The sequence below is a fragment of the Achromobacter spanius genome, from assembly GCF_039673305.1.
GTDB lineage: Bacteria > Pseudomonadota > Gammaproteobacteria > Burkholderiales > Burkholderiaceae_B > Achromobacter > Achromobacter spanius_F.
In genome coordinates this window covers 114363-139841 of record NZ_JBDJLJ010000008.1, presented here as the reverse complement: position 1 = coordinate 139841, position 25479 = coordinate 114363, and the positions used below count along the sequence as shown (strand labels likewise).

At 64.4% G+C, this 25479-nt stretch carries 27 protein-coding genes; 14 read left to right on the top strand and 13 right to left on the bottom strand.

The window, feature by feature from the left end; translation table 11 throughout:
* Positions 1-15: 15 nt before the first annotated feature.
* The gene (locus tag ABE485_RS10185; RefSeq protein WP_346515172.1) at positions 16-1389 is read left to right on the top strand and encodes an MBL fold metallo-hydrolase; all 1374 of its coding nucleotides are present in this window, start codon (positions 16-18) and stop codon (positions 1387-1389) included.
* An 87-nt stretch (positions 1390-1476) separates the two neighbouring features.
* Here ABE485_RS10185 and ABE485_RS10180 read toward each other — a convergent pair whose 3' ends face one another.
* Positions 1477-1902 carry a universal stress protein gene (locus tag ABE485_RS10180; protein WP_346515171.1) on the bottom strand — a complete coding sequence of 142 codons (426 nt, stop codon included), beginning with the start codon at positions 1900-1902 and terminating at the stop codon, positions 1477-1479.
* A 294-nt stretch (positions 1903-2196) separates the two neighbouring features.
* Between ABE485_RS10180 and ABE485_RS10175 the strand changes: the two genes are divergently transcribed.
* The 3 genes from ABE485_RS10175 to ABE485_RS10165 are packed head-to-tail and all read left to right on the top strand — an operon-like array spanning position 2197 to position 4498.
* On the top strand, positions 2197-3036 hold the full coding sequence (locus ABE485_RS10175) for a universal stress protein (RefSeq protein WP_346515170.1): 840 nt from the start codon (positions 2197-2199) through the stop codon (positions 3034-3036).
* 32 nt (positions 3037-3068) lie between these two features.
* Positions 3069-3518: a universal stress protein gene (locus tag ABE485_RS10170; RefSeq protein ID WP_346515169.1), complete on the top strand. Its 450-nt coding sequence runs from the start codon at positions 3069-3071 to the stop codon at positions 3516-3518.
* Positions 3515-4498 (top strand): zinc-dependent alcohol dehydrogenase family protein, encoded by a 984-nt coding sequence (locus ABE485_RS10165; protein WP_346515168.1) that lies wholly within the window; start codon positions 3515-3517, stop codon positions 4496-4498. Before ABE485_RS10170 ends, ABE485_RS10165 begins: the two co-directional genes overlap by 4 nt.
* Before the next feature lie 104 nt (positions 4499-4602).
* Here ABE485_RS10165 and ABE485_RS10160 read toward each other — a convergent pair whose 3' ends face one another.
* A complete protein-coding gene (locus tag ABE485_RS10160; protein WP_346515167.1) occupies positions 4603-5061 on the bottom strand; it encodes a universal stress protein in 459 nt (152 codons plus the stop codon).
* A gap of 200 nt (positions 5062-5261) precedes the next feature.
* Between ABE485_RS10160 and ABE485_RS10155 the strand changes: the two genes are divergently transcribed.
* From ABE485_RS10155 to ABE485_RS10140, 4 genes are all read left to right on the top strand, one after another.
* Complete coding sequence (locus ABE485_RS10155; RefSeq protein ID WP_346515166.1) at positions 5262-5918, top strand: response regulator transcription factor; 657 nt, start codon at positions 5262-5264, stop codon at positions 5916-5918.
* A 1-nt stretch (position 5919) separates the two neighbouring features.
* Positions 5920-7308, top strand: coding sequence for an ATP-binding protein (locus ABE485_RS10150; RefSeq protein WP_346515165.1), 1389 nt, complete (start codon positions 5920-5922; stop codon positions 7306-7308).
* Between the two features lie 108 nt (positions 7309-7416).
* Positions 7417-7836: a YgiW/YdeI family stress tolerance OB fold protein gene (locus tag ABE485_RS10145; protein WP_346515164.1), complete on the top strand. Its 420-nt coding sequence runs from the start codon at positions 7417-7419 to the stop codon at positions 7834-7836.
* Positions 7837-8194: 358 nt separating this feature from the next.
* Positions 8195-8776, top strand: coding sequence for a GTP cyclohydrolase II (locus ABE485_RS10140; protein ID WP_430795412.1), 582 nt, complete (start codon positions 8195-8197; stop codon positions 8774-8776).
* Positions 8777-8788: 12 nt separating this feature from the next.
* Here ABE485_RS10140 and ABE485_RS10135 read toward each other — a convergent pair whose 3' ends face one another.
* The 8 genes from ABE485_RS10135 to ABE485_RS10100 all read right to left on the bottom strand — a co-directional run bounded on the left by ABE485_RS10135 (position 8789) and on the right by ABE485_RS10100 (position 16179).
* Entirely contained in the window at positions 8789-9616 is an 828-nt protein-coding gene (locus ABE485_RS10135; RefSeq protein WP_346515163.1) for an N-acyl homoserine lactonase family protein, read from the bottom strand.
* Entirely contained in the window at positions 9613-10842 is a 1230-nt protein-coding gene (locus ABE485_RS10130; protein WP_346515208.1) for an alpha/beta fold hydrolase, read from the bottom strand. The genes ABE485_RS10135 and ABE485_RS10130 overlap by 4 nt, the downstream gene beginning before the upstream one ends.
* A complete protein-coding gene (locus ABE485_RS10125; RefSeq protein WP_346515162.1) occupies positions 10793-11536 on the bottom strand; it encodes a GntR family transcriptional regulator in 744 nt (247 codons plus the stop codon). The genes ABE485_RS10130 and ABE485_RS10125 overlap by 50 nt, the downstream gene beginning before the upstream one ends.
* 116 nt (positions 11537-11652) lie before the next feature.
* Positions 11653-12366 (bottom strand): ABC transporter ATP-binding protein, encoded by a 714-nt coding sequence (locus ABE485_RS10120; protein ID WP_346515161.1) that lies wholly within the window; start codon positions 12364-12366, stop codon positions 11653-11655.
* Positions 12363-13103: an ABC transporter ATP-binding protein gene (locus tag ABE485_RS10115; protein WP_346515160.1), complete on the bottom strand. Its 741-nt coding sequence runs from the start codon at positions 13101-13103 to the stop codon at positions 12363-12365. The genes ABE485_RS10120 and ABE485_RS10115 overlap by 4 nt, the downstream gene beginning before the upstream one ends.
* Entirely contained in the window at positions 13096-14073 is a 978-nt protein-coding gene (locus tag ABE485_RS10110; protein WP_346515159.1) for a branched-chain amino acid ABC transporter permease, read from the bottom strand. The genes ABE485_RS10115 and ABE485_RS10110 overlap by 8 nt, the downstream gene beginning before the upstream one ends.
* Positions 14070-14930 (bottom strand): branched-chain amino acid ABC transporter permease, encoded by an 861-nt coding sequence (locus ABE485_RS10105; protein ID WP_346515158.1) that lies wholly within the window; start codon positions 14928-14930, stop codon positions 14070-14072. Before ABE485_RS10105 ends, ABE485_RS10110 begins: the two co-directional genes overlap by 4 nt.
* Before the next feature lie 28 nt (positions 14931-14958).
* A complete protein-coding gene (locus tag ABE485_RS10100) occupies positions 14959-16179 on the bottom strand; it encodes an ABC transporter substrate-binding protein (RefSeq protein WP_346515157.1) in 1221 nt (406 codons plus the stop codon).
* 199 nt (positions 16180-16378) lie between these two features.
* Here ABE485_RS10100 and ABE485_RS10095 point away from each other — a divergent pair, with 199 nt between their 5' ends.
* From ABE485_RS10095 to ABE485_RS10075, 5 genes are all read left to right on the top strand, one after another.
* Positions 16379-16792, top strand: a complete 414-nt coding sequence (locus ABE485_RS10095; protein WP_346515156.1) for a carboxymuconolactone decarboxylase family protein — start codon at positions 16379-16381, stop codon at positions 16790-16792.
* Positions 16789-17703, top strand: coding sequence for an NAD(P)-dependent oxidoreductase (locus tag ABE485_RS10090; protein WP_346515155.1), 915 nt, complete (start codon positions 16789-16791; stop codon positions 17701-17703). The genes ABE485_RS10095 and ABE485_RS10090 overlap by 4 nt, the downstream gene beginning before the upstream one ends.
* A 121-nt stretch (positions 17704-17824) precedes the next feature.
* A complete protein-coding gene (locus tag ABE485_RS10085) occupies positions 17825-18802 on the top strand; it encodes a Bug family tripartite tricarboxylate transporter substrate binding protein (protein WP_346515154.1) in 978 nt (325 codons plus the stop codon).
* A gap of 216 nt (positions 18803-19018) precedes the next feature.
* Positions 19019-20278 (top strand): pyridoxal phosphate-dependent aminotransferase, encoded by a 1260-nt coding sequence (locus ABE485_RS10080; protein ID WP_346515153.1) that lies wholly within the window; start codon positions 19019-19021, stop codon positions 20276-20278.
* Positions 20279-20527: 249 nt separating this feature from the next.
* The gene (locus ABE485_RS10075) at positions 20528-21610 is read left to right on the top strand and encodes a DMT family transporter (RefSeq protein WP_346515152.1); all 1083 of its coding nucleotides are present in this window, start codon (positions 20528-20530) and stop codon (positions 21608-21610) included.
* 118 nt (positions 21611-21728) lie between these two features.
* On the opposite strand, the gene ABE485_RS10070 is transcribed toward ABE485_RS10075, so the two are convergent.
* From ABE485_RS10070 to ABE485_RS10060, 3 genes are all read right to left on the bottom strand, one after another.
* The gene (locus ABE485_RS10070) at positions 21729-22634 is read right to left on the bottom strand and encodes a Fe-Mn family superoxide dismutase (protein ID WP_346515151.1); all 906 of its coding nucleotides are present in this window, start codon (positions 22632-22634) and stop codon (positions 21729-21731) included.
* An 83-nt stretch (positions 22635-22717) separates the two neighbouring features.
* Positions 22718-24100, bottom strand: coding sequence for a chromate efflux transporter (gene chrA, locus ABE485_RS10065; protein ID WP_346515150.1), 1383 nt, complete (start codon positions 24098-24100; stop codon positions 22718-22720).
* Positions 24097-25035: a chromate resistance protein ChrB domain-containing protein gene (locus tag ABE485_RS10060; protein ID WP_346515149.1), complete on the bottom strand. Its 939-nt coding sequence runs from the start codon at positions 25033-25035 to the stop codon at positions 24097-24099. The genes chrA and ABE485_RS10060 overlap by 4 nt, the downstream gene beginning before the upstream one ends.
* A 116-nt stretch (positions 25036-25151) precedes the next feature.
* Between ABE485_RS10060 and ABE485_RS10055 the strand changes: the two genes are divergently transcribed.
* Positions 25152-25478 carry an ArsR/SmtB family transcription factor gene (locus ABE485_RS10055; protein ID WP_346515148.1) on the top strand — a complete coding sequence of 109 codons (327 nt, stop codon included), beginning with the start codon at positions 25152-25154 and terminating at the stop codon, positions 25476-25478.
* Position 25479 lies beyond the last annotated feature (1 nt).

Sequence of the window (25479 nt, the reverse complement as noted above, 5' to 3'; positions counted from 1 at the left end):
CAGCGGAGAAAATCCATGGCAACGAAGCTGCGAGTTCACTTTTTGGGCGCCGCCGGCACGGTCACCGGCTCACGCCACCTGCTCGAAGCCGGCGGGCGGCTGATTCTGCTGGATTGCGGGCTGTTCCAGGGCGTGAAGGCGCTGAGGCTGCGCAACTGGGCGCCATTTCCCGTCGCGCCCTCGAAAATCGAGGCCGTGGTGCTGTCGCATGCCCACCTCGACCATTCGGGCTATCTGCCCAGGCTCGTCCGGGAAGGTTTCACGGGCCCGATCTACTGTTCCGAGGCCACATCCGACCTGTGCCGGCTGTTGTTGCTGGACAGCGCCCATCTTCAGGAAGCCGACGCGGACTACATGAACCGGCACGGCCTGTCGCGGCATCGGCCCGCGCTGCCGCTCTACACCGTGGCCGATGCGCATCGGGCTATCGCCGCCTTGCGGCCGATCCCGTTCGAAACGTCGACCGAGCTGCCGGCAGGCTTGCGATTCCGGCTCGTCCGAGCCGGGCACATCTTGGGCGCCGCCATCATCGCGGTGGAACACGAGGGGGGACGCCTCGTGTTTTCGGGTGATCTTGGCCGCTACGACGACCCGCTGATGCCGCCGCCCGAGCCCGTGGCGGATGCGGATTACCTGATCGTCGAATCCACCTACGGCAACCGTCGCCATAGTACGGAGAGCGTTTTGGACGCGCTGGCCGCCATCATCCGCCGCACCGTCAAGCGCGGCGGGACCATCGTCATCCCTTCATTTGCGGTCGGCCGCGCGCAGTTGCTGCTGTTTCACCTCTGGCGACTCAAGCAGGCGGGGCGCATCTCCCGCGATCTGCCGATATACCTGGACAGCCCGATGGCCAGCGGCGCAGTCGAGGTCTACCTGCGGCACAGCGCCGACCAGCGGCTTGCGGGCGCGGATGCGAAGGCCGCGTATGGCGTGGCCTCCTGCGTGAGCGACGTGGAACAGTCCAAGGCGCTGGACCGGTCACCCATGCCCAAGATCATCCTGTCCGCGAGCGGAATGGCGACGGGCGGGCGCGTCATCCACCATCTGAAGCACTACGTCGCCGATCCGCGCAACACCGTCCTGTTCGCCGGGTTCCAGGCGGTGGGAACCCGGGGCGCCGCGATGCTGGACGGCGCCAGGGCGGTCAAGATCCATGGTGAATACGTCCCTGTGCGCGCCGAGGTGGATAACCTGTCCATGTTGTCGGCGCACGCCGACGCCGACGAGATACTGCGGTGGCTGGGCGGTTTCTCCAGGGCGCCCAGGCAGACGTTCATCGTGCATGGAGAACCTGGCGCGGCCGATGCCCTGCGCCTGCGCATCAAAGACGAGCTTGGCTGGCGCTGTCATGCGGTGGAGCCGGCGGAGACGGCGGATCTGGATTGAACGCAGGCGTCGCGCGCTGGGGTTTGCGCCCGGCCCAGATCCCAAGCCGCACGTTTTGCCATGCCGGCCTCGCCGGGGGACAGCTTGCTAGTTGATGACGACGACGGGAATGTGGACGGTCTGCAGCACTTTCAGGACTACGGACCCGAGCAGCAGGCTGCCCGCCGCGCCGAGCCCCCGGGATCCCATGACGATGTGATCGAACTTCTGTTCGGCGGCATATGCAGTCAACGTCGCCGCCACAGGCCCCACGCGTAGCGCGGTTTGGTATGTCAGGCCGGCCTTGTCCAACGCAATCCTGGCCTGCGCAAGGGCGGCCTTCGCCTCGTCCTCGTAGTAATCCTGGATCATTTCCTTCGAGATAAAGGCATGCACCGTCCCTGAAACAATGGGCAGTTGCACATTCAGGAGATGGATCGAGCAGGGACCGGATTCCCGAACCTGATCAATTACGTAGTTCACTGCGCGCAGGGCGTTGGCAGATCCGTCGATGGGTATGAGCACGTTTTTCACGATGGTCTCCAGGTTGGGATGTCCGGATAGCACAGCCAGGGCTGGCGGGACTCCATCATGACGCGGACGCCCCCGCGGCAATTGACCGCCGTCAATTTCGGGGCGCATTTCGCAGGTCCGTTGAGGGAGAGACTCGGCCCCCGCCGTGCCAGGCGCAGCGCAAAGCGTTCAGCCTGCCGTCGTCCCCGTTTTTGGATTGACTATGGTCAATATCGGGGCGACGCAACCGCGCAAGATGGCAACGAGGGCGCGCTCGCCGCCACGCCCACGTACCTGCGGCCTCGGGAGATCACGATGTTTCGTCGAATCGCCGTCCACCTGGACCATGGAGCCGACTGCCAGCGCCGACTCGACTTCTGCCTGCGCATCGCCAAGGCGCATGACGCCCACCTGACCGGGATTTTCGCGAGTTACGTCTCGCCAGGGTACTTCCATGATGAGGCGGGGCTCTGGGTCCAGGCCATGGACAAGGCTGTCCTGGTTCACGAGAAGGCCCGCAGCGCCGTCCAGACGGCATTCAGCCAGGCCGCTCAGGATGCCGGCGTGGCTGCATCCTGGCGCCAGGGCGAGGAGGGCACGCCCGCGGAATGCGCGTCCGGGTATGCGCGCCATTCGGACGTGCTCGTCGTCAGCCAGCAAAACAGGCACGATCCTCAGGCCGCCATAGGGAACGATTTTGTCGAGCAGGTCCTGCTGTCGACCGGACGCCCGGTCATCGTTCTGCCGACCTCCGGCACCTTTCATTCACTTGGCGACCGGGTGCTGTACTGCTGGGATCGCGGGCGGGAATCCGCGCGCGCTCTCGCCGACGCGGCGCCGCTGCTGCGCAATGCCGCCGCGCTGCGGGTACTGAGCCTGGACGAGGGGCGGGAGGCGAAGGGCGACTGTGGGATTCCCTTCGAGGACTTGGCCGCATATTGCAGTTGCCACGGCTTTCCGCTGCCCGTGCATGAGGCCCGGGACACGCGCGATATCGACATCGGCGACGCGATCCTGACATCGGCGGCGGATTTCGCGGCTGACCTGATCGTCATGGGGGCCTATGGGCACAGCCGCATGCGCCAGCTGGTCATGGGCGGCGCCACGCGCTCGCTGCTTGCCGCCATGACCGTGCCGGTCCTGTTTTCTCATTAGGCGCGCTCGGCACCCTGGGCCCGGGAGGGAGCATGTATCACCGCATCCTCGTTGCCGTCGACAGCAGCCACGCGTCCGACCGCGCACTGGCCGAAGCCATTGAGAATGCCAGGGCTCCGGGCGCCAGGCTGCTCATCGTGCATGTACTGGAGGACGTGCCGGGCGCCATTGCCGCCAACCCCTATGCGGACGATTACGTCCGGGGGCTGCGGGAGCATATGAAACGGGCCGGCGCAACATTGCTGGAGCGCGCCCGCGCCCGGGCAGCGGCCGCGGGCGTTCAGGCGGAGACCCTATTCCATGACGAGGGGGCATTGCCGGTTCCCGCGCGGATCGTCCAGTCGGCCCTGGACTGGGAGGCGGATCTGATCGTCATGGGCACGCATGGGCATCACGGCGTCAAGCGGGCGATGCTGGGCAGCAGCGCCGAAGGTGTCGTGCGGAGCGCTCCCGTCCCCATATTGCTGGTCCGAACGCCATGAAAGCCATGGTGCTGCGGGAGCCGGGTTCGCCCCTGGTACTGGAAACCCTCCCTACGCCCGAGCCGGGCGCTGGGCAGGTCCTGTTGCGGGTACTGGCCTGCGCAGTCTGCCGCACCGACCTGCATGTTGTCGACGGCGAACTGCCCAACCTTGCCTGCCCCGTCATTCCGGGCCATGAAGTCGCGGGCATCGTGCAGGCGGTGGGACCGGGGGTCGACGCAGCATGGCTCGGCCGCCGTGCTGGAGCAGCCTGGTTGGCGCGAACCTGCGGTCATTGCGAGTTCTGCCTGTCCGGCAGTGAAAATCTGTGCGGCGACGCGCTGTTCAACGGATACACGCGGGATGGCGGCTTTGCGTCCCACATGCTTGCGGACGCGGACTATTTGTTCGCGTTGCCGCAAAAGGCGGCTGCGGCGCAGGTGGCGCCGTGGCTCTGCGCCGGCCTGATAGGCTGGCGGGCGTTGCGCGCGGCGGGAAGCGCGCGGCGACTGGGAATTTACGGCTTCGGATCGGCGGCGCAACTCGTGACCCAGGTGTGCCGGCGGCAGCAGAGGGAAGTCTATGCCTTTACGCGGCGCGGCGACGGTCCGGCACAACGCCACGCCCTTGCGCTGGGCGCGATCTGGGCGGGCAATAGTGATGAGCCCGCGCCCGAGCCGCTGGATGGCGCCGTCATCTTTGCCCCCGTCGGCGGGTTGGTTCCAAATGCGCTGCAGGCCGTGCGCCGGGGAGGCAGGGTGGTCTGCGCCGGCATTCACATGTCGGACATACCGGCGTTTCCGTATCGCCTGCTCTGGGGCGAGCGATCGCTGTCCTCAGTCGCCAACCTGACGCGCGAAGATGGCAGGGAGTTCCTGGGCAGCGCGCAAGCCTGGAACCTGCACACCGATATCTGCACATATCGCCTTGAAGACGCGAACCTCGCGCTGGACGACTTGCGCGAGGGCCGCCTACAGGCGACGGCCGTCCTGCTTCCTTGAAACAATGGCGCATGGCCGAGCGGCGCCCGGTATTGCCAAAGCCATCAGCAAGGCATAACGCACCGGGGAATACATAGCCCGCGCCGCCGCCAGGCGACGGCACGCTAGGACGTGCCTTTGGGGGACCGCACGAGCAGGACGGGCACGGATGCGCCGCGCATGATCCCCTCCGCGCTGCTACCCAGGACCAGCCGGCGCGCGCCCCGTCGGCCATGCGTGCCGATGACGATCAGATCCGCTTTCCAGGCGTCCGCCTCGTCGAGCACGCGCTGCTGCACGGTGCGATCCAGGTTCTCGTACAGCGCGTAGTCCGCCTCGATGCCTGCTGCCCGGACGGTTTCCTGGGCGGATTCCAGCAACTTTTTCCCATTGGCGCGCATCAGGTCCAATAGTTCGCCGGCGTGATAGCTGTAGGCGTCCACGGTCAGCGCGAACGACAGCTCATCAATGACGTGTATCAGGCGCAACCGGCCTTGCGTGAGTCCGGCGATTCGTATCGCCTCTTTCAGTCCGACTTGGGAGGTTTCGCTACCGTCGATGGGAACAAGGATTCGGTTGTACATGCTGATCTCCGGAAGAGGGGCGTGCAGCCAGTATCGATCTCCATGGACATCCAATATTGATTCCGGTCAATTTGCGAGTCTGCTGATCCAGAGTGTGCGGTCGATGGCTGCCCGCGGGCGGCAGGGCCTGCCGCTTGCGATGTCCCCATGCAGGACGGGTCTCTTAAGATTCGCTTCATCCTGTCGCGTATAGTCTGCGCATGCGCATCCTGTTGGCCGAAGACGATGAATCCCTGGGCGAGTCGATCGCGTCCTGGCTGGTGCTGGACGGCTACGTCGTCGACCGCGTCGCCCGCGGCGACCTGGCCGAGACGGCCCTTGTCACGCACGACTACCACTGCGTCCTGATCGACCGCGGCCTGCCCGGGCTCACGGGCGACGAGCTGCTGCGCCGGCTGCGAGCGCGGCGCGACAACGTGCCGGCAATCATGATCACCGCGCGCGACGCCGTGCCCGACCGCATCGAAGGCCTGGACCTGGGCGCCGACGACTACCTGGTCAAGCCGTTCGACCTTGAAGAGCTCTCGGCGCGCATACGCGCCGCGGTGCGCCGGCGCGACGGCCATGCGGAACCCGCGCTCAGCCACGGCGGCGTGACGCTGGACGTGGCGGCCAAGCAGGTTCGCTTCCACGGCGTGCCGGTCGAACTCACCGCCCATGAATTCGCCATCCTGCATGCCCTGATCCGGCGGCCCGGCCACATCGTGTCGCGCGCCCAGCTTGAAGAAGCGCTCTACGGCTGGGGCGACGAAGTCGAAAGCAACACGATCGAAGTGCACATCTACAACCTGCGGCGCAAGCTGGCATCCGACCTGATCAAGACAGTCCGGCGCCAGGGCTACCGCCTGGCGGACTGACATGCGCTGGCGCAGGAAATCCCGGCCGCAACATGGCTATTCGCTGCGCCGCCGCCTGGTATCGACCACGCTGGGCTCCAGCATCCTGGTGGGGCTGGTCAGCACCCTCATCGTGCTGGCGATCGCCCGCAAAGAGGTCAATGACGCCTACGACGACTGGCTGAAAGAGGGCGCCCGGCTTGTGCTGGCCCTGGGCGAAGGCAGCATCGGCCGCGATTCGGGCGAGGGGAAGCCCGGCGATGCGCAGCCGTCGCTACGGCTGGATTACCAGCTTGTCTCGCGCAGCGGCCAAGTGCTGCTGCGCGGCGAAGACGCGCCCAAGCGGCCCTTCGTCGACCCGGACCGCCGCGGCGACCGCTATTACGACGTGCGCGCCGACGGCGAAGACTGGCGCGTCTACGTCCGCCATCACGACACGCTGGGCTTTTCGGCGCAGGTGGGGCAAGAACTCGACGACCGCACCGATCTGATCTGGGACATGCTGGAATCGCTGGCCTGGCCGCTGGTCGGCCTGTGGGTCCTGCTGGGACTGATCAACTGGCTCCTGATCTGGCGGTTGCTCAAGCCGCTGGAACGCATGGCGCGCGGCATCGAAGCCAAATCGCCCGCCGACCTGTCGCCGGTGGCCGACGACAGCCAGGCTTACGAGGTCCGGTCGGTCGTGGCGGCCCTGAACCGGTTGCTGGGGCGGCTGGACCGCGCGCTCGAAGGCGAACGCCGGTTCACCGCCGATGCCGCCCACGAACTGCGCACGCCGCTTGCCGCGCTGGCCTCTCGCATACAGGTCCTGCAACGCAGCCATCCGGCCGAGCAGGCGCCGGCGCTTGCGGCGCAGCTGCAGCGCCTGCGCGCCGACATGATGCGCGCGACCGCCCTGGTCGAAAACCTGTTGCAGCTTGCGCGCCTGGATCCGCAGTCCGCCGACGCCTTGCCCCGCGAACGCATTGCCGCGCAGGCCTTGCTGCAGGATGCCGCCGATGCCTGCGCGCAGGGCGCTGCGGCGCGGGGCGCGACCATCACGGTGGACGTGCGCGAGCCCGAGCTGTATGGCAACCGCGACGCGCTGTTCACGGCGTTGCGCAACCTGATCCACAACGCGATCAGCTACGGCCGCAGGAACGGGCAGGTGCTCGTGGCCGCGGAACGGATCGGCCAGCACGTGGCGCTGAGCGTGAGCGACGACGGCGACGGGGTGAGTCCGGCTGACCTCGAGCGCCTGACGCAGCGTTTCTTCCGGGTGCTGGGAAGCGATGTGCCCGGAAACGGCCTGGGATTGTCCATCGTGGCGCGCGTGGCCGAAGTGCACCGGGCCGAGCTGCGCTTCGGCCCGGGCCTGAACGGCCGCGGGCTTGGCGTGACGCTGCTGCTGCCCGCCGAGGGCGTGCGCTGACTGCGCTTGCGAAAGCCTGGCCCGCAGGACTAAGGTCCTCTTCATGTTCGGGTCGTCAAATAGGGCTGTGTTCAACAATCAAGCGCATCCCGCGCAAGGAGTCCCCTCATGAGCCAGATCTCGCGTCGCTCCCCCTTCACCCGCACCTTCCTGGCCGGCGCCGCGCTAGCGGCCGCCCTGGCCGCGGGCGCCGTCCACGCCCAGGGCTACACCGGCCCCAGCACCGGCGCACCGGCGTCGCAAGGCTACAGCGGCCCCAGCACGGTCGCCGTCACGACGGTCAAGGAGCTGCTGGCCAACGGGCGCGACGACCAGAACGCCATCCTGCGCGGGCGCATCGTCTCGCACGACGGCGACGACCACTACACGTTCGACGACGGCACCGGCCAGATCCGCGTCGAGATCGACAACGACGACTTTCCGGCCGGCCAGAAGGTCGACGACAAGACCCAGGTCGAACTGCGCGGCGAACTCGACCGCGACCGCAAGGGCGTGGAATTTGACGTCGACAGCGTGCGCGTGATGTAAGCGGGCAGGCCTGCCGCCGCGGCGCGCCAGCGCCTGCGGGCGGATCGGTGCCGGCAGCGCGTAAGGCGGGGCGCCGGGAAGAGGGGGGCCGCCTGGGCAGGCGGCGGGCGCCGGTCCCCGGGCGGCCCGCCGTCAGATGCGTTATCTTGTCGGACTGGCGAATGGGTTTGCCGCGGCCGAACTTGTGCTGCGCGGAATTGCCCCCATATTCACCAGGGCGCCTGGATTTTGTACCAGCGCCACGCCAGTTGCCTTCCCGGCAACCCGAACCGCTACCGGATGCCTGTTTGTCGTGAACCCCGTAATTCCTCCCGTTGCCGCCCAGTTGCCAGAAGCCTCCATTCGCGCCACCGTCCGGCTGCCCATCCGCCTTGTCGACGGTTCCGAGGCGCTAGCACTCGCCTATAGCTTTCACGGGCTGGCCGATGGCCGCGATCACCTGGCGCTCCGGTTCGGGCAGCCGGGCGCCAGGCCGCTGGTGCGCCTGCATTCCGAGTGCCTGACCGGCGATGTCTTCGGTTCGTTGCGCTGCGACTGCGGCCCGCAGCTGGAGGAAGCCTTGCGCCTGATGAGCCAGGAGGGCGGCTATCTGCTGTACCTGCGCCAGGAGGGCCGCGGCATCGGCCTGTACCCCAAGCTGGACGCCTACCAGCTGCAGGAACAGGGCCACGACACCTATTCGGCCAATCTGGAGCTAGGCCACGGCCTGGACGACCGCGACTACACGCCGGCCGCCCAGATGCTCAGGGCGCTGGGCGTCGAGGACCTCGAACTCCTGACGAACAATCCTGACAAGCAGACGCAACTGGAGCGCATGGGCATCCGCGTCAGCGGCTGCCGTTTGACCGGCGTTTTTCCCAACGCGCACAACAAGGCCTATCTGCGAGCCAAGGCGGAGCGTACCCAGCATCGGATCGAACTAGGAGAAATCGAAGATTGACGGCGAAGCCATTCAGGGCTGTCCTGAAGGCTTTCCTTGTGTACCTGGCGGGAACCCCTTGTGCAAGGCGAGAATCTCTGTATTGCCATCGGTGAATGCCGGATGGCGCAATCGCACTAAAGGATCATGCCCCGGCACGATATGGTCCGGAGACTCAGCAAACTTCAGCAGGGTTTCGTAGCCTGCCAGCATCTCGGCCACGTTCAGAACAATGGGAAATGGCGCGTCCAGCCTCATGTTGTCGTAATAGTGGCTGGCGTCGGAGGCCAGCACGATCCAGCCGCGCTCAGTATGCACACGCACGGCCTGAAGCCCCTGCGTGTGGCCTCCGATGTGCAGTAATTGCAGGCCCGGCGCGATCTCATCGTGCCCGTGATAGAACGCAACACGCTTGTCGTACACCCCACGCACGACATCGACCACGTCTTCAACCGCGTAGGCATGACGCAGCATGTCGAAACGCATGTTGCAGCCGCAGGCGTACTGCAACTCGCTCTCCTGCAGATGCAGCCGCGCCTGGGGCAGTTTTCGGATGTTGCCGGCGTGATCGTAGTGCAGGTGCGTGACGATGACGTCCCGGACGTCTTCAGGATTGATGCTCAACATCTTCAGCGCTTCGATCGGACAGCGCAGGAATTCGCGCCCGCGAGCTTGCGCCGCGGCCGCGTTGAATCCGGTGTCGACGAGCCATACGCGTTGCCCGCTTCTGATGACCCACACGAAATAATCCATCGGCATCGGACCGTCGTGAGGGTCCGGAGGGGTGATGAAGTTCTGCGTACGGTGTCTGGCCACGGTGGCATAACGCAATGCGTAGACTTCGTGGTTGGGCAGGTTCATGTGGCTTCCCTGTCTTTGCGTATCAGTTCGAGTTCTGGCTTCAGGTAGTGCATGAGGCGCTGCGGGTTCTCGACCATCGGAAAGTGCCCCAGATCGGGCATGGCGCTGAAGCGCGCGCCCGGAATGAGCGCCGCGACGCGTTGCGAGTCATCGGGACTTGCCGAGTAATCGTAGGCGCCTGTCAGCAGCGATACCTGGAACTTGCTGGCATTCAGACCGCTCAAGTGCGCGGCGGCGTCGAAGTCCTCGCTGTAGAACCAGAGATCGTTGGCGTAGACGCCAAAGCCGCCTTGCGCGTATATCCAGGCCGCTTCGCGGCGGGCGTCCAGCGTAGACGCGGGACCCATCAGCCCGCGTACATAGGCGGGATTGTGCGCGGCCTGGTTGACCTCGGGATGGCACAGCATGGGAGAACGTCGGCCGGTCGCTTTGTAGGGCGCCTCAAGCGCCACGACGCCGGCAACTTCCGAAGGACGTTGCGCGGCAATGACCAACGCCATTGCCGCGCCCATTGAACAGCCGAGCAGAACGGCGGGTTCACCCGCCAATTGGCGCATGACGGCCAGGCAGATGCGGAGATAGCTTTCCCGGCTGAGACCGGCGTCAATCCAGGCCTGGCCGGGCAGGGGCATGCTGCGGCCGTGGCCTGGCATGTCAAACGCGATCATGCGCCATTGCCGGCACAAATCCGCATCCGCCATCAAGGCGTGATACTGGCGCGAGTCGGCGCCTGCCGTGTGCAGCATGAGCAGCGGCGGGCCGTCATCCGGGCCGCTGGTTTCATAGTAAATGGACGCTTGCGTAGTCTGGAGGTCGAGCGTGGCGTAATTGCCGGAGATAACACTGCGGTCCAGCAAAGGAGAAGGCGTGAGCGCCACCTGGCCACGGAAAATCTCAAAGAGCCGTTCCAGTGCGTGCAAGGCTTGGGCAACGGCTAACGTGTCTCCCTTGACCTGCATGCCTTGGGCGTAACGTTGGGCTGCGGTGAAAGAGTGGTAGCCGACCGGGGGACTGGACTCCAGCAACCTGCGCCATGTGTCGGGAGGCGCCGTAATGACGATGCACTGCGCAGGCGTGGCAGGCCGACCGCTCCAGGCCATGATCCTTGCGTCCTGATCGGAGCCGGACTGCAGCCAGATGGCGCATTGCAGGCCCCTGGCGGCCGCCTGGAATTCGCTATCCTGATGCGCCAGGTCCACCCTGGCTCTCAGTTCCTGAACGATCATTTTCACTTGTGGTTGTCTCCTCTTGTTGGCGCCTCAGTACCTCAAGCGCGGTGCGTTCCGCATTCACGATGTGGCTCTGGGCCGCCGCTTGAGCGCCAGCTGGATCCCGCGCCAGGATGCGCTCGAAAATGTGATCGATTTCGGCCATGCTTTCGGGCAGGCGCTCGGGCCGGGCGAATGACGTGGCGCGCAGCAGATTGATGCGCGACAGCAGGCCGGGCAACATGTCTTTAACCAGATCGTTTCCACAGCCCGACAGCAGCACGTCGTAAAAGTCTCGCTTGGCCGCCAGAAGCAGCGACTTGTTGTTGCCTTTGGCTTGGCGATTCAGCGCCTGAACGGCCTTTCGAAGCCGCTCGACGTCGGCGTCGCTGGCCAATCGGGCGAATTCATGGGAGGCAAAGCCTTCGAGCAGCGCACGCAGCGCATACAGATCGCGGGCCGCTTTTTCGGTGATGCGGACCACCGTCGGGCCGCGGTGCGGTTCGATGGAAATCAATCGTTCGGCTTCCAGCGTGCGCAGCGCCTCGCGCAGCGTGCTGCGGCTGATGCCCAGCTGCTCACAGAGTTCAACTTCACGAAGGCGTTCGCCGCCCTTGATGCGGCCGTCCATGATGGACGTGCGCAGGAATTCCTCGACGCGGGTGCGCAGGGTGGATGGCTTCTCGAAAACGGCGCCGGTGGAACTTGGCATGGTGTCTCTCGCTTAACTTGGCGGCAGGCTCAGGTTTCCGGCCAGGCGCGTGGCCTGACCGGTGCGAGCTGCCGGTTCAACGTAAAGACGAAATATATCCCGCCGGCGAGCCATGTTCACAGTCCGAGGTAGGCTGCGCGCACCCGGTTGTCTTCCAGCAGGGCGCTGCTTGGACCCGACAACACCATCGAACCGGATTGCAGCACGTAGGCATGTTCAGCCACCGACAGCGCCAGCCGGGTGTTCTGTTCCACCAGCAAAATGGTCAACCCGCTGCGATGGATGTCGATCATGGCCTGGTGCATTTCCTCGACCACCTTGGGCGCCAGGCCATGGCTGGGCTCGTCCAGCAGGAGCAGGCGGGGATCGAGCATCAACGCGCGGCCGAACGCCACCATCTGCTGTTCCCCGCCAGACAGCGTGCCGGCCTGCTGGCGGCGGCGTTCGAGCAGCCGCGGAAAAAGGGCATAGACCTGTTCGCAACGGCTCCTGAGGCCCGCGCTGTCCTTGCGGCGGGTATATCCCCCCAGGTAAAGGTTTTCCTCCACGGTCATTTCCGGAAAGACGTGACGGCCTTCAGGCACGTGGGCGATGCCCATTTCCGGTATGCGGTGGGGGGGCAGGCGCGAAATGTCCTGGCCATCGAATACGATGTTGCCGCTGACCCTGTCCAGCAGGCCGGATATGCAGCGCAACAGCGTGCTTTTTCCTGCGGTATTTGCGCCGACGACGGCGATAAAGCCGCCTTGCGGCACTTCCAGCGACACATCATGCAGCACCGGGCTGCGGTCGTAAGAGGCGGTCAGCCCCCGGATCTGCAGCAGGCTCATGCGGCCACCTCCACCTGTTCCATCGATTTTCCCAGATACACCTCGATCACCGTGGGATTGGCCGCGATCTCGGCCGGGCTGCCCTCGGCGATTTTCTGGCCAAACGACAACACCAGGATGCGGTTGCATAACCGCATGATGGCGCGCATGTGGTGTTCGACCACGATGAACGTAATGCCCGATTCGTCCCGCAATGTGCGGATCAGATCCAGCAAGGCGTCCATTTCGGACTCGTTCAACGCTGCCATCACCTCGTCCAGCAGGAAGACTTTCGGGTCGGTGCAGAGTGCGCGGGCAAGTTCCACCCGAGCCTGCTCCGGAAAGGACAGATCGCCGGCGGGCTTGGCCGCGATGGCCGACAGGCCCACGCGATCCAGGTTGTCGCGCGCGACCTGCCGTGCGCGGCCCACGTCGTGGCGCAGCAGGCCGCCGACCAGCACGTTGTCCAGCACCGTCATTTCAGGAAACAGCGCCACGTTCTGAAAGGTCTTCGTCATGCCCAGCCGTGCGATCTGGTGGGGACGCAGCCCGCTCACGTCGCGGCCTTCCAGTTCGATACGCCCCCCCTGGCTGGGGTACAGGCCCACCAGCAGGTTGAACAGGGTCGTCTTGCCGGCGCCATTCGGACCGATGAGACCCAGGATGTCGCCGCGGGCCACGCTGAACGAGACGTCGTCGACCGCCTTCAGGCCGCCAAAGCGGCGCTGGATATTCGATACCTTCAGGATGTCAGGCATGCTGGCTCCGTGTCAGGTTGCGCAGCCGCGCCCACAATGCGGACAATCCGCGCGGCTCGATCAGGATGATGGCAATCAGGATCAGGCCGAACGCCAGTTGGGACACGCCCGCGGTATGGCCCGACAGCCAGTCGTTGAACACCTCTTCCAAAGGAATGATGACCAGCGCCCCGATCAGCGGTCCCGCCACCGTGCCCACGCCGCCAATGATGCAGATCAGCGCCACGCGCACCGAAATGCCTACCAGGGAGAACACCGTGTCCGGGTCGAAGAAGTAAATGAACTGCGCATACAGCGTGCCGCACGCGCCCATCAGCGCCGCGGATATGACGGCGGCCAGGATGCGCGTTTGCGCGGTGTTCACGCCGATGACCTCCGCGGCCTGCGGATTGGCTTTCACGGCGCGCAGGCGGTAGCCCAGGCTCGATCGGCTGATCAGCGCGAAAACGATGGAAGTGATGAGCGCGGCGCCCAGCATCAGGTAGTAATAGGGGATGCTGGATTTAAACTGCATCTGCGCGAAGCCTTCCGAGAACGGGATGGACAGTCCGACGGGCCCGCCCGTCACCGACGCCCACGTATTGGCAATGGCGCGCAGCACTTCGCCGAACGCCAGCGTGGCCAGCGCAAAGTAGTGACCGCGCAGGCGCATGGTGGGCAGGCTGAGCAGGGCGCCCGCGATCCCGGCCACCGCCATGGCGGCCACGATGCCCAGCCAGGGCGAAATGCCGTAGCGCATCAGCAAAAGGGTGGAGGTGTAGGCGCCCAGCCCAAAAAAGGCGGCGTGCCCCAACGAGATCTGGTTGGCCAGGCCGCCCACGATATTCCAGGACTGGCCCATCGCGGCGAACAGCAGCACCAGCGTCAGGACGCGGATGCCATAGCCCTGATCTTCCATCAGCCATGGAGCGGCCAGGGCGATCAGCAGCGCCGCAGCCCACGGCAGAAATTGTCGATAGAGCGCCATCATGTTGCCTTTTTCAAGAGACCTTCCGGGCGTACCGCCAGGACGAGAATGAAGATTGCGAACAGCACCAGGTTTTGAAGCTGCATGGGCAGCACCAGCGAGGACAACGACTGGATTACGCCAACCGCGACGCCGCCCACGACCGCGCCCATGACGCTGCCCAGCCCGCCCAACACCACCGCCGTGAACATCAGCACGCTGAATTGCGCGCCAACCGTGGTCGATGCCGTGAGATAGGGCAGGATGATGCCGCCGCCCAGGGCGGTCAGGCCCACGCCAAGCCCGAAGGCCAGCTGGTGCACGCGATGGGTGGATATGCCTGACAGCCGGGCTGCCATGGGGTCTTGCGCCGTGGCTCGCACCGCCATGCCCCACCACGTCTTCTTCAGCACCCACCACAGCGTCAGCCCGGCCACCGCCGCCACCACGAAAGCCAGCAGATACGGCGCGCTCAGCAAGATCGGGCCGACCGCCAGGGCTGTCATCTGATACGCCGTCTGCACCGAGCGGAACTCCGATCCGAACAGGATCAGCGCCAGGTTCTCCATGACGATGAGCAGCCCCACGGTCAGGAAGATCTGCGCCACGGCGGGCGCTTTGAGCACGCGGTTTATCAGGAACTTCTGCGTCAGCACGCCAAGCACGAATGCCACGGCGAAGGACAGCAGCGACCCCAGGAGCGGATCCACACCCAGCAGTTTCCAGGCGAAGTACGCAACGAACATGCCCACCATCAGGAACTCCGCCTGGGCGAAGTTGACAATGGAGACCACCCCGAAAACGAGCGTGAGCCCGATCGATATGACTGCGTACACCCCGCCCAGCAGAATGCCGTCCACCAGCGCCTGCAAGAATTGCATGACTGTCCTCCGTTTGCGCGGGACGCGTTCAGCTTGCGGTGATGACGCGGCCCTTGGCCAGCGCCTGCGGCCAGACCGACACCAGTTCGTTGTTCTGCCACTGAACCATGATGGGCTGGGCCAGGGTGTTCAGGCCATTGGCGTCGAAATGCACGCCGCCGCCGGACATCACGCCAGACCAGCCCTGGTCGTATTTCTGCGCGCGAAGCGCTTTGGACACAGCCTCGGGCTTGTCCGACGCGGCCACTTCAAGCGCCTGCGCCAGGACGCCCGCGCAGACGGCGTGCTCCAGCGCCTCGTGCGGCATGAAGGTGCCGAAGCGCTTGCGGTAGCGCTCGGTGTATTCCGGCGCCTGATCGTAGTTGGCTGGCGCAATCGACAGCACTGCCTGGGAGTACTGGCCCAGCGCCTTGGCAAAGTCGGGAATCACGTAGCCGGCCGCCCCGCCAACAACGGGGACGGTCAGGCGCTGCTGGCGCATGACCCGGATGATCAACAGGCTGTCGTTCAGATACGAGATCGGAAACACGATCTGTGCGTCCGAGCCGCGCAGCTTGCTGATGAGCGGCGTGACATCGGTGATGCCCAGCGGATAGGCCTCGTCCAGCACAATCTGGGCGCCCGCCGCCTTGGCCGCGTTGCGCACGCCCACGGCCTGGGATGTTCCATAGGCGGTGTCCTCATACAGCAGCGCGATTTTCTTGATGTCGGATGCCCCGGCCACCACTGACGCGGCGTAGTCGTATTGCGCCTTGCCAAGCACCGATCCCTTGGACACCACCTGGAAGATGTGTGTGAAACCGCGTTCAGTCAGCACATCCGAGAACGACATGGTGAGCAGGGGAATGCCGCGGCGCTCGGTGACCTCGGAGACGGCCAGCGTCAGCGATGAGGCATAGGCGCCGATGATGGCCACGCAACGGTTTTGCGTGATCAGGCGCTGGGCGACGGTGGCCGCGGTGGTGGGTTGCGAGGTGGCGTCCGCGATGATCAGTTTCAGTTTCGCCCCGCCCAGCGCCTTGATGCCGCCGGCCGCATTGATTTCGTCGGCTGCCAGCTCCAGCCCCTGACGGGAATTGATGCCGAACTGCGCATTGGCGCCGGACAAGGGAAGGATCACGCCGACGTTGATTTCAGCCGGCGCCGCGAGCGTGCGGCCGGGCAGGGCGGCGGCGAGGGCGGCCGCGCCCAGTCCGGCAACAAATTCCCGGCGTCCGGGGGATAGGGCCTGCTTGGCTTCTTTTTCCATGCTTGTCTCCTGGCTTTTGTGGGTGTGGGCGCACGGCAGCCAGCCCGGCGCTTTGGCGCATTATTGTGCTCATTTTTTAAGCAGTCAAGAAGATTGTCGGACAATCAGACTGTTGACGCGACGCCAAAGATTGCCGGACAATCCGACAAACGACACGCAGCAAACCCATTTTGCGTGGCGCTTCAACCACGAGGAATCCATGGCAGACACCAAATCCGAAACCCAAGCCTTGTTCGACCAAGGACTGAACCTGCGCCGTGAAGTGCTGGGCACCGAGTACGTCGACGGGTCCCTTGCCCGGGCCAATGACTTCATGATGGCCTTTCAGCACATCACCACGGAATGGTGCTGGGGCTACACCTGGGGTCGCCCGGGCCTGGAGAAAAAGACGCGCAGCATGCTGAACCTGGCGATGCTCACGGCGCTGAACCGACCCGCGGAAATCAAGCTGCACGTCAAGGGCGCGCTGAACAACGGCGTCACCGTGGAAGAGATCAAGGAAATCCTTCTGCAAGCCACCGTCTACTGCGGCATCCCCGCGGGCCTGGATGCATTCAAGGTCGCCAACCAGGTGCTGGAAGAGGAAGGAGCGTTCAAGGAGCAGCAGCCATGAGCGCGCCGCGGGAACGCGTAGGCCTCATCGGGATCGGCAGCATGGGCTGGCCGATGGCGGCCCGCCTGGTGCAGGCCGGCCATGCGGTAACGGTTTTCGATGCCGTGCCCGGGCAAGCCGCGAGATTCGCTGAGGAAGTAGGGGGCCAGGCCGCCGTAACGTGCGCCGCACTGGCCGCACAGAGCGACATCATTTTTACGATGCTGCCCACCAGCGCAATCGTCGAGAAGGTGTTGAACGGCGCCGAAGGCGTGCTGGCGGGCTTGCGCCCGGGCAGCGTTGTCGTCGACATGAGTTCCGGCGTGCCCGCCCATACGCAACGGCTGGCGGCGGCCGTGGCAGCCGCGGGCGGCGAGATGGTGGATGCGCCCGTGTCAGGCGGCGTGCCGCGCGCGCGCACCGGCGAACTTGCCATCATGTTCGGCGGTCCCGCTGCCACGCTTGAGCGCGTGCGTCCGGCGCTTGCCGCCATGGGGACGTCCATCACCGCGGTTGGCGAAGTCGGCAGCGCCCATGCCATGAAGGCATTGAACAACCTGGTGTCGGCGGGCGGCTTCCTGATTGGCGTCGAGGCCATGCTGATCGGCCAGCAGTTCGGTCTGGACCCCAACGTGATTGTGGACGTGCTGAATGCCTCCACCGGCATGAACAATTCAACGCAGAAGAAGTTCAAGCAGTTCGTCCTGTCGCGTCAGTTCAACTCGGGTTTCGGCCTGGACCTGATGGTCAAGGATCTGGGTATCGCGCTGGGAATCGCCACCGACACCGGAACGCCAACGCCGTTCGCCTCCTTGTGCCGCGAACTCTGGGCGTCGGCGGGCAAGACCCTGGGGCCCGGACAGGATCACACGGCGGTGGCCCGCTTGTCCGAACTGCTGGCGGGCGCAGAACTGGCCGCCAAGCCGGAATAGCCAGCTTCATTTCGACGCGGGCGCGGCAATCGTCGCCCCGCCTTTTCAACCTGCATCACAAAAACCGCCAGGACAAGGCGGAGGATCGGCTATTGCCGACAGAAACAGCGAGGAGCAAGACATGAAAAGGATTTTTCTAGCCACACTGGGGGCTGGCCTGATCGCCCTGGCCGGGAGCGCATCCGCTGAAGGCTATCCAACGCGGGCCATCTCGATGGTGGTGCCTTACGCCGCAGGCGGATCGACCGACGGCCTGGCCCGCATCGTCGCCCAGGCGATGGGCGAGAATCTGGGGCAGACGATCGTGGTCGAGAACCTGGGCGGCGGCGGGACCATGATCGGCAACCAGCGCGTGACCCGTGCGGAGCCCGATGGCTATACGATCACTTTCGGCAATATGGGGTCGCTGGCGATCGCGCCGTCGTTGTATCCCAAGAGCAAGTTCGATCCTCGCCGGGACATGACCGCCGTGGGGCTGGTGGCGACCGTACCGATGGTGTTGTCGGTCAGTAAGAAAAGCGGCATCGCCACATTGCCGGACTTTGTCGCACGGCTGCAGAAGAACGGCGCTGACGTGAACTTCGGCAATGCAGGCAACGGGTCGACCAGTCATATCTCGGCTGCGTACTTCATGCATGTCACCAGGACGCAAGGCATGCAGATCCCGTACCGGGGTGCCGGACCGGCCATCGCGGACCTTATCGCCGGCACCGTGGATGCCGTCATTGACCAGACAGTCACGATGATCCCGCTTCACGAGGCCAAGCGGGTCACGGCACTGGCGGTGGCCAGCGCAAGCCGCCTGCCTCAAATCCCCGACGTGCCGACATTTGCCGAGGCAGGCGTGCCAGACTTCAACATGAGCGTTTGGAACGGCATCGCGGCGCCCGCCGGGACGCCGCCTGCCGTCATCGCCCGACTGGAGCAGGCACTGGCCGCGGCGCTGAAAAATCCGGGTGTGCGGGAATCGCTGGACAAGCTGGCGGCGCAGGCGCCAGCCGAGAAAGAGCAGGGCGGGGCAGCTTTTCAGGCGCTTATTGCCCGCGATGTACCCCGCTTTGCACAGCTGATCAAGGACGCGAACATTACGGTGAACTGAGAGTACGGTGATCTGAGGCGGGGGGATGCGGTTGGAGTGCTGCATGGAGTGCTGACGCCAGGCAAGCTGGCCGCCGCAATCGGCCCGCTCGGCTATGATGCCGTCAGCGCGGTCGTGCCCAGGATCGCGGCAGTTCTGACCCATGCCGGTCCTGCCCGCCCTGACGACCGCAATTCTTCGACTCAACTCCTTCTGCTGCCCCGCCAGTCGCCGTCTATGAAGATCATCAACAAATCGAGCAAGTTGGCTCACGTCCTGTACGACATCCGCGGACCGATCATGGATCGGGCCAAGCAAATGGAGGACGAAGGCCAGAAGATCATCAAGCTGAATATCGGCAATCTGGCGGCGTTCGGTTTCGATGCCCCCGAAGAGGTCCAGCTCGACATGATCCGCAACTTGCCGAATTCGGCGGGTTACTCGGACAGCAAGGGCAATTTCGCGGCGCGAAAGGCGGTGATGCACTACTCGCAGGAGCAGGGCATCAAGGGCGTGACGCTGGAAGACATCTATCTCGGCAACGGTGCCTCCGAACTGATATCAATGGCCACCAACGCGTTGCTCGACGATGGCGACGAGTTGCTGGTGCCGATGCCCGACTATCCCCTCTGGACGGCCGTCACCAGCCTGTCCGGCGGCACGCCGGTGCACTATCTGTGCGACGCGAGCCAAGGCTGGATCCCCGACATGGCCGACATCCGCAGCAAGATCACGCCGCGCACGAAGGGCATCGTGGTGATCAACCCCAACAACCCCACCGGCGTGCTGTATCCGGAATCGGTGTTGAAGGAGATCGTCGAGGTCGCGCGCGAGCACGGCCTCGTGATCCTCGCCGACGAGGTGTACGACAAGGTTCTGTACGACGACGTCAAGCACACCGCGATCGGCAGCCTGTCGACCGACGTGCTGACGCTGACCTTTAATTCGCTGTCCAAGAGCTATCGCGCCTGCGGTTATCGCGCCGGCTGGCTGATCGTCTCGGGCGACAAGAGCGTTGCCGAGGACTACATCGAAGGCCTGGACATGCTTGCCAACATGAAGCTGTGCGCCAACGTGCCCGGCCAGTGGGCGATCCAGACGGCGCTGGGCGGCTACCAGAGCATCAACGATCTGGTGGGCGAGGGCGGCCGGTTGCGCAAGCAGCGCGACCTGGCCTACGAACTCATCAGCGCAATTCCGGGCGTGACCTGCGTCAAGCCGCAGGCTGCGCTCTACATGTTCCCCCGCCTCGATCCCAAGGTCTATCCCATCAAGGACGACCGCCAGTTCTTCCTGCAGCTGCTGGAAGCCACGCGCGTGATGCTGGTGCAGGGCACCGGCTTCAACTGGCACGCGCCCGATCACTTCCGCATGGTGTTCCTGCCGTACGAACACGATCTGCGTGACGCGATCGGCCGGGTGGCGGCGTTCCTGGAAGACTACCGCAATCGCCACGCGGCGGGCGCGCCGGCCGAGGCGGCCGCTGTGACCCTGTAGGGGTCTAATTTTGGTAGACACCCAGACAGGTTGAATCTAGCTGGTACAGATCGACATGGGTGTCCGCCGAGCGCAACGGCCTCAGCCATACGAGTTATGCGCATAATGTGTATTATGTAAAGTACGATTTATGAATCCAGAGTGTGAACCCGCCCCTCGGTTCCTCTTCTTGGTCCCTCGGACTTTTCAAGCGCAAGCGATGCCGCGCATTCCTTGCCGCTCAACCATTCACGCGATCTCCGTGCCTCCATGTCGATCCGTTCAGCATTTCCCGCACTGGCAGCGGCGCTGTTGTTTGGCGCCAGCACGCCACTGGCCAAGACCCTGGTCGAAGGCGTCGCGCCGCTGCTGCTGGCGGGACTTCTCTACCTGGGCAGCGGCTTGGGCCTAGGGATTCTGCTGGCGCTACGCCACATTGTCCGCACCAAAGATCCGGCGGATGCGCCTGTCTTGCGCATTCCTCGGTCAGATCTTCCCTGGCTGGCGGGCGCGATCATTGCGGGCGGCGTTCTCGGCCCTGCTCTCCTGATGCTTGGATTGACCCAGACGAGCGGCGCCTCCGCTTCGCTCTTGTTGAATGTCGAAGGGGTGCTCACGGCAATCATTGCCTGGGGCGTATTCAAGGAAAACGCCGACCGCCAGATCGTGCTGGGCATGATTGCCATCGTTCTCGGTGGCGTCCTCCTGTCCTGGGAACCGGGCGGCGCGGCCCTGTCACTTGGGGCGCTGCTGATCGTGGGAGCCTGTCTTTGCTGGGCGGTGGACAACAACCTTACCCGTCGAGTCGCGAGCAATGACGCCATGCTGATCGCGGGAATAAAGGGGTTGGCCGCCGGAGCGGTCAGTACGACTCTGGCGCTGCTCGGTGGCGCCGAGCTTCCGCCGATTGCCGTGGTGGGCGCCAGTCTCGCGGTGGGATTCCTTGGGTATGGCCTAAGCCTGACGCTGTTCGTCTTGGCGCTCCGGACGCTGGGAACCGCCAGGACCGGCGCCTACTTTTCAGTTGCGCCACTCTTCGGCGTCGCCATCTCCTTTATCTTGTGGCCCGAGGATCCCGGCCTGCTTTTCTGGCCTGCCGCCGCGTTGATGGCGCTTGGCGTATGGTTGCACGTGCGTGAACGGCATGCGCACGAGCACACTCATGAAGTTTTGGAGCATAGCCACAGGCACGTGCATGACGAGCACCACCAGCATGCACATCCCTTCGCTTGGAACGGCATGGAGCCACACACTCACCCTCATCGGCATGACGTGCTGACGCATACGCACCCGCACTATCCGGATATTCACCATCGGCATCGCCACGCGCCTGGGCACTCGAAGCGACCGTAGATTTTGTCACTGACGGGGGAATGTCGCGTAGTAGGCAATCTTCAGCAGCCATGAGCCCTCCGAGAGCCGCTAGCCGTAAGACGGGAGGTCAGCCATCGATGCGAAGGGCGATTCGGACTCAACAGACCGGCAAATCGGCATGCTTCCAACCTTCAATTCCTCCCGCCATGTAGCATGCGTGTATGCCTCGAGCCCTGAGTACCAGTGCGATGCTCTGGCTGATTTCGTGGCCATGGACGCAATACACGATTACGTCTTGGGCTTGGTCGAACTCGCACTGCCACTGGGCAACCAGGGAAGGATCCCTCCATTCGGCGCCCGGGATTCTGTCGTGCGCAAGTTCGAAAACAGGCCTGCGCCGCACATCGAGAACGACTGCCCTCTTTTGGGCTGCCGCTTCGGACGGCAGGATTCGCAACATGGTGCTGGCGGCATCCATGGTTCGAGCGTACGCGCAAGCTACTGCATCCCATCGTATCTGCGCCAGGAACGCGTCGACGTACGCGGACGCCCTGGCTCCGAAGTCGAGGTGATAGGCGTGTTCATACATGTCGAGCGCGAGCAGTAGCGATGATCCGGCGAGCAGTTGGGTATGATCGCCCGCCCAGTGATTGATCAATCGGGCTTCACGCGACGACCAGGCCAGGATCGCCCAGCCTGCCCCTCCGCCCATTGCCTCGGCCAGCGCCTTGAATTCGGAGTGCCAATTGCCGACGGATCCGAAATCACGTTCCAGGGCTACGGAAAACCCGCCTTGCGGAATGACGCCATTCCCCCCCAAAGCGTCAAAGTACGCTTCGTGCAGGAATACCGAATTGGCGGCCAGCAATTCTTCCCGCTTGGCTCCCACGAGCGCAAACCCGCGCACAGTTTGCCCACCCGCGCTTTCCAGCCGTTTGCGGATCAAATTCAATTTCGAGACCGCGCCCAGATAGTTGTTGTCGTAATGGCTGCGCAGCAGCTTACCGCTCAACCCCGGGATGCGTTCGGGATCGATGGGCAGCGGTTTCGGCATCACGTCCATGATTGCTCTCCTGTGTTGCATGGCGCTCGCGGTTGCATGGCTGACTGGGCCCCTTGCGGGGGAATCCGATACATGGCGCCGCCTCAAAGGGTGAGTTTCAAGACGAGGCCAATGGCGGCGCAGAGCGCAATGACCTCGATCACACCTCGTTTGAACTTGAACAGCGCGATGGCGGCTCCGAGTACGATCAGCGCCGAACCGATGTCGAACCGCCCTGCAAGGCCGTCCGGCCACAGGACGTGATAGCCGAAGAAGAGCGCCAGGTTGAGGATGACCCCAACGACCGCCGCGGTGATGGCTACAAGCGGCGCGGTGAACTTCAGGTCTTCCTTGGTCGCTTCGACCAGCGGGCCGCCCGCCAGAATGAACAAAAATGACGGCAGGAAGGTGAACCAGGTGACGATCGTTGCCGCCAGCACGCCGGCCAGGAACAACGGTTCTGGGCCCAGGAGCGCCTGGGTGTAGCCACCGACAAAGCCTACGAACGCAACCACCATGATGAGGGGGCCGGGCGTGGTTTCTCCCAGGGCCAGTCCATCGATCATCTGGATCGGGGTCAACCAGGCATAGGTATCGACGGCTCCTTGATAGAGGTAAGGCAGCACCGCGTAAGCGCCGCCAAAGGTAAGAAAGGCCGCTTTCGTGAAGAACCATCCCATCTGCGTGTACGCGCCCTGCCAGCCATATAGGGCCGCCAGCACCGCCATGGGCGCGACCCAAAGCAAAGCCCCTGTTCCCAAAATCGCAGCCAGTCGCGGCCAGCGAAACCTGGCGTGGTCCGGCGTGGGGGTGTCGTCGTCAATCAACGCCGGACCGGCTCCCTGTGCGCCGGAGCCGTGTCGTGTGCTGGTACGAAAATGGTCCGGCCATTTCTTTCCGCCGGCGAAGCCGATCAGCGCGGCGGCCGCAACGATCAGCGGAAATGGCACATGCAGCGCGAAGATGGCCACAAAGGCTGCGCCTGCGATGCTCCATAGAACGGGACTCTTGAGCGCGCGTGATCCGATCCGGTGCGCCGCATGGAGCACGATCGCCGTGACGGCCGGCTTGATGCCGTTGAAGATCCCGGCGATGACCGGGATGTCGCCGTGCGCCACATAGACCCAGGACAATCCGATCAGGATAAAAAGCGAAGGCAGCACGAACAGCACCCCGGCAATGATTCCTCCCGAGGTCCGGTGCAGCAGCCAACCGATATAGGTAGCCAGTTGCTGGGCCTCCGGTCCGGGCAGCAGCATGCAGTAGTTCAGCGCGTGCAGGAAGCGCCGTTCGCTTATCCAGCGTCGGCGTTCGACCAATTCGGTGTGCATGATGGCGATCTGACCCGCCGGTCCGCCGAAGCTGATGAAACCCAGCTTCAGCCAAAACCAGAATGCCTGACGAAAGGCGACCTGCCGGGGAGCATCCGCCGTCGCCGAGACGGGACCGGCACGCGGTGCGGCGCGTTCTTGCATGCGGGTGTTCATTTGCCGTTCTCTTTTCTAAAGCTGGCCGCCAAACCGTCGAACACGCCGCAGGCCAGGGCAAGCAACTGATCGTCGTCGGCGATGGTGTCGCGCAGTCCGGCCAGGACCTGCTCCACCCCCGCCGCCTCTGCGGGCTGCACTCCCCCGACATCCAGGTAGTGCACGATGGCGCCCAGGCGTTTCAACGCCGCGCTTTGCAGGCCAAAGGCCGTCAATAGTGTTTCGAAGGTCACCCTGGGACCGGCATGCGAGAACGTGGCGCCGTCAAAGTCGAAGCCCAGCGCGTCACCCGGGCAAGCGGCTGGCGACTGGAGCCAGATGAAACGGGCTTCGGGATCGATATGCCTGCGGATCAACCAGGCGCTGGCCAGACGGTCAACCCACGGCCGCGCCCGCGTGGCCCAGCGGCGGCCCTGGAAATCGGCAATCCGCAGACGGGACACCGCCGCGCCGGCCGCATGCGGCTCATCGGGCGACAGGGCCCGATTGGCGCCCTCTTCCAGTTCCAACAACGCGGCGTCCGCCTGCCGTTGGGCCTCGGCGGCGAAAAAGTCGATGGAGGCAATCTGGGCGTACCGTTTGCGCAGCTTGCGGGCGAGCTTGAGCATATCCATTGCCTCGGCGAGCGTCAGCGAGGCCTGGGCCTGCGCCACCTCCTTCATCAGCTCGGCGTAGTCCGTCGACCTGTCGAAGAGAATGCGAAAGTCGCGCTCGTCGTCTTCCGTGCTGGCGGCAGCCCGCAGCAAAAAGGCGCTTCCCCCGTTTTCGCGCACGTCTTGCGAGATGGAGGCGAGGCCATCGCCTTTTATTTCGGGCAGCAGGTAGACGCCGTCTCGCAGCACGGCGGCCCCACACGATTTCAGGGCTCGCCAGGCGCGCATGCGAGCGGTGGCGTTTTCGGTGGGCAGGGAGAGGACGAGGATGAGCCAGTTCATGGAAACAGCGTACTCCTGGCTAGTCGCGTACGCTACATAAATGTAGATTACACAACTACATATACCTTGGCGCAATTCCTGGCTCAATAGTTCAATAATCGTTGTATGATCGAATCATGAACGAAGATCAAGCTATCTCAGCGCTCGGCGCCCTTGCCCATCCTCAACGACTGCGGACTTTCCGCGCACTCGTGGTGGCCGGCTTGCCAGGACTCATGCCTAGCGTCCTGGCAGACCAGCTCGGGGTCGCGCGCAACACGCTTTCCTTTCACCTGAAGGAGCTTGCGCATGCGGGCCTGGTCAGCGTCGAGCAACAGGGGCGCAATCTGATCTACCGCGCCGATTTCTCGAAGATGAATGGATTGCTCGCCTATCTCACCGAGCATTGCTGCCAGGGAGCGCCCTGTGAGGCTTCCGGCCCCGCGGCCTGCACGACCTGCTAAC

Bases quoted from the DNA above. Each gene is read 5' to 3' on its own strand.
- ABE485_RS10100 (WP_346515157.1), bottom strand. From the start codon at position 16,179: ATGGAAAAAGAAGCCAAGCAGGCCCTATCCCCCGGACGCCGGGAATTT.
- ABE485_RS10105 (WP_346515158.1), bottom strand. From the start codon at position 14,930: ATGCAATTCTTGCAGGCGCTGGTGGACGGCATTCTGCTGGGCGGGGTG.
- ABE485_RS10125 (WP_346515162.1), bottom strand. From the start codon at position 11,536: ATGCCAAGTTCCACCGGCGCCGTTTTCGAGAAGCCATCCACCCTGCGC.
- ABE485_RS10160 (WP_346515167.1), bottom strand. From the start codon at position 5,061: ATGTACAACCGAATCCTTGTTCCCATCGACGGTAGCGAAACCTCCCAA.
- ABE485_RS10115 (WP_346515160.1), bottom strand. From the start codon at position 13,103: ATGCCTGACATCCTGAAGGTATCGAATATCCAGCGCCGCTTTGGCGGC.
- ABE485_RS10155 (WP_346515166.1), top strand. From the start codon at position 5,262: ATGCGCATCCTGTTGGCCGAAGACGATGAATCCCTGGGCGAGTCGATC.
- ABE485_RS10145 (WP_346515164.1), top strand. From the start codon at position 7,417: ATGAGCCAGATCTCGCGTCGCTCCCCCTTCACCCGCACCTTCCTGGCC.
- ABE485_RS10170 (WP_346515169.1), top strand. From the start codon at position 3,069: ATGTATCACCGCATCCTCGTTGCCGTCGACAGCAGCCACGCGTCCGAC.
- ABE485_RS10120 (WP_346515161.1), bottom strand. From the start codon at position 12,366: ATGAGCCTGCTGCAGATCCGGGGGCTGACCGCCTCTTACGACCGCAGC.
- ABE485_RS10060 (WP_346515149.1), bottom strand. From the start codon at position 25,035: ATGAACTGGCTCATCCTCGTCCTCTCCCTGCCCACCGAAAACGCCACC.
- ABE485_RS10075 (WP_346515152.1), top strand. From the start codon at position 20,528: ATGTCGATCCGTTCAGCATTTCCCGCACTGGCAGCGGCGCTGTTGTTT.
- ABE485_RS10130 (WP_346515208.1), bottom strand. From the start codon at position 10,842: ATGATCGTTCAGGAACTGAGAGCCAGGGTGGACCTGGCGCATCAGGAT.
- ABE485_RS10110 (WP_346515159.1), bottom strand. From the start codon at position 14,073: ATGATGGCGCTCTATCGACAATTTCTGCCGTGGGCTGCGGCGCTGCTG.
- ABE485_RS10095 (WP_346515156.1), top strand. From the start codon at position 16,379: ATGGCAGACACCAAATCCGAAACCCAAGCCTTGTTCGACCAAGGACTG.
- ABE485_RS10185 (WP_346515172.1), top strand. From the start codon at position 16: ATGGCAACGAAGCTGCGAGTTCACTTTTTGGGCGCCGCCGGCACGGTC.
- ABE485_RS10085 (WP_346515154.1), top strand. From the start codon at position 17,825: ATGAAAAGGATTTTTCTAGCCACACTGGGGGCTGGCCTGATCGCCCTG.
- ABE485_RS10135 (WP_346515163.1), bottom strand. From the start codon at position 9,616: ATGAACCTGCCCAACCACGAAGTCTACGCATTGCGTTATGCCACCGTG.
- ABE485_RS10150 (WP_346515165.1), top strand. From the start codon at position 5,920: ATGCGCTGGCGCAGGAAATCCCGGCCGCAACATGGCTATTCGCTGCGC.
- ABE485_RS10175 (WP_346515170.1), top strand. From the start codon at position 2,197: ATGTTTCGTCGAATCGCCGTCCACCTGGACCATGGAGCCGACTGCCAG.
- ABE485_RS10070 (WP_346515151.1), bottom strand. From the start codon at position 22,634: ATGGACGTGATGCCGAAACCGCTGCCCATCGATCCCGAACGCATCCCG.
- ABE485_RS10090 (WP_346515155.1), top strand. From the start codon at position 16,789: ATGAGCGCGCCGCGGGAACGCGTAGGCCTCATCGGGATCGGCAGCATG.
- ABE485_RS10080 (WP_346515153.1), top strand. From the start codon at position 19,019: ATGAAGATCATCAACAAATCGAGCAAGTTGGCTCACGTCCTGTACGAC.
- ABE485_RS10055 (WP_346515148.1), top strand. From the start codon at position 25,152: ATGAACGAAGATCAAGCTATCTCAGCGCTCGGCGCCCTTGCCCATCCT.
- chrA (WP_346515150.1), bottom strand. From the start codon at position 24,100: ATGAACACCCGCATGCAAGAACGCGCCGCACCGCGTGCCGGTCCCGTC.
- ABE485_RS10165 (WP_346515168.1), top strand. From the start codon at position 3,515: ATGAAAGCCATGGTGCTGCGGGAGCCGGGTTCGCCCCTGGTACTGGAA.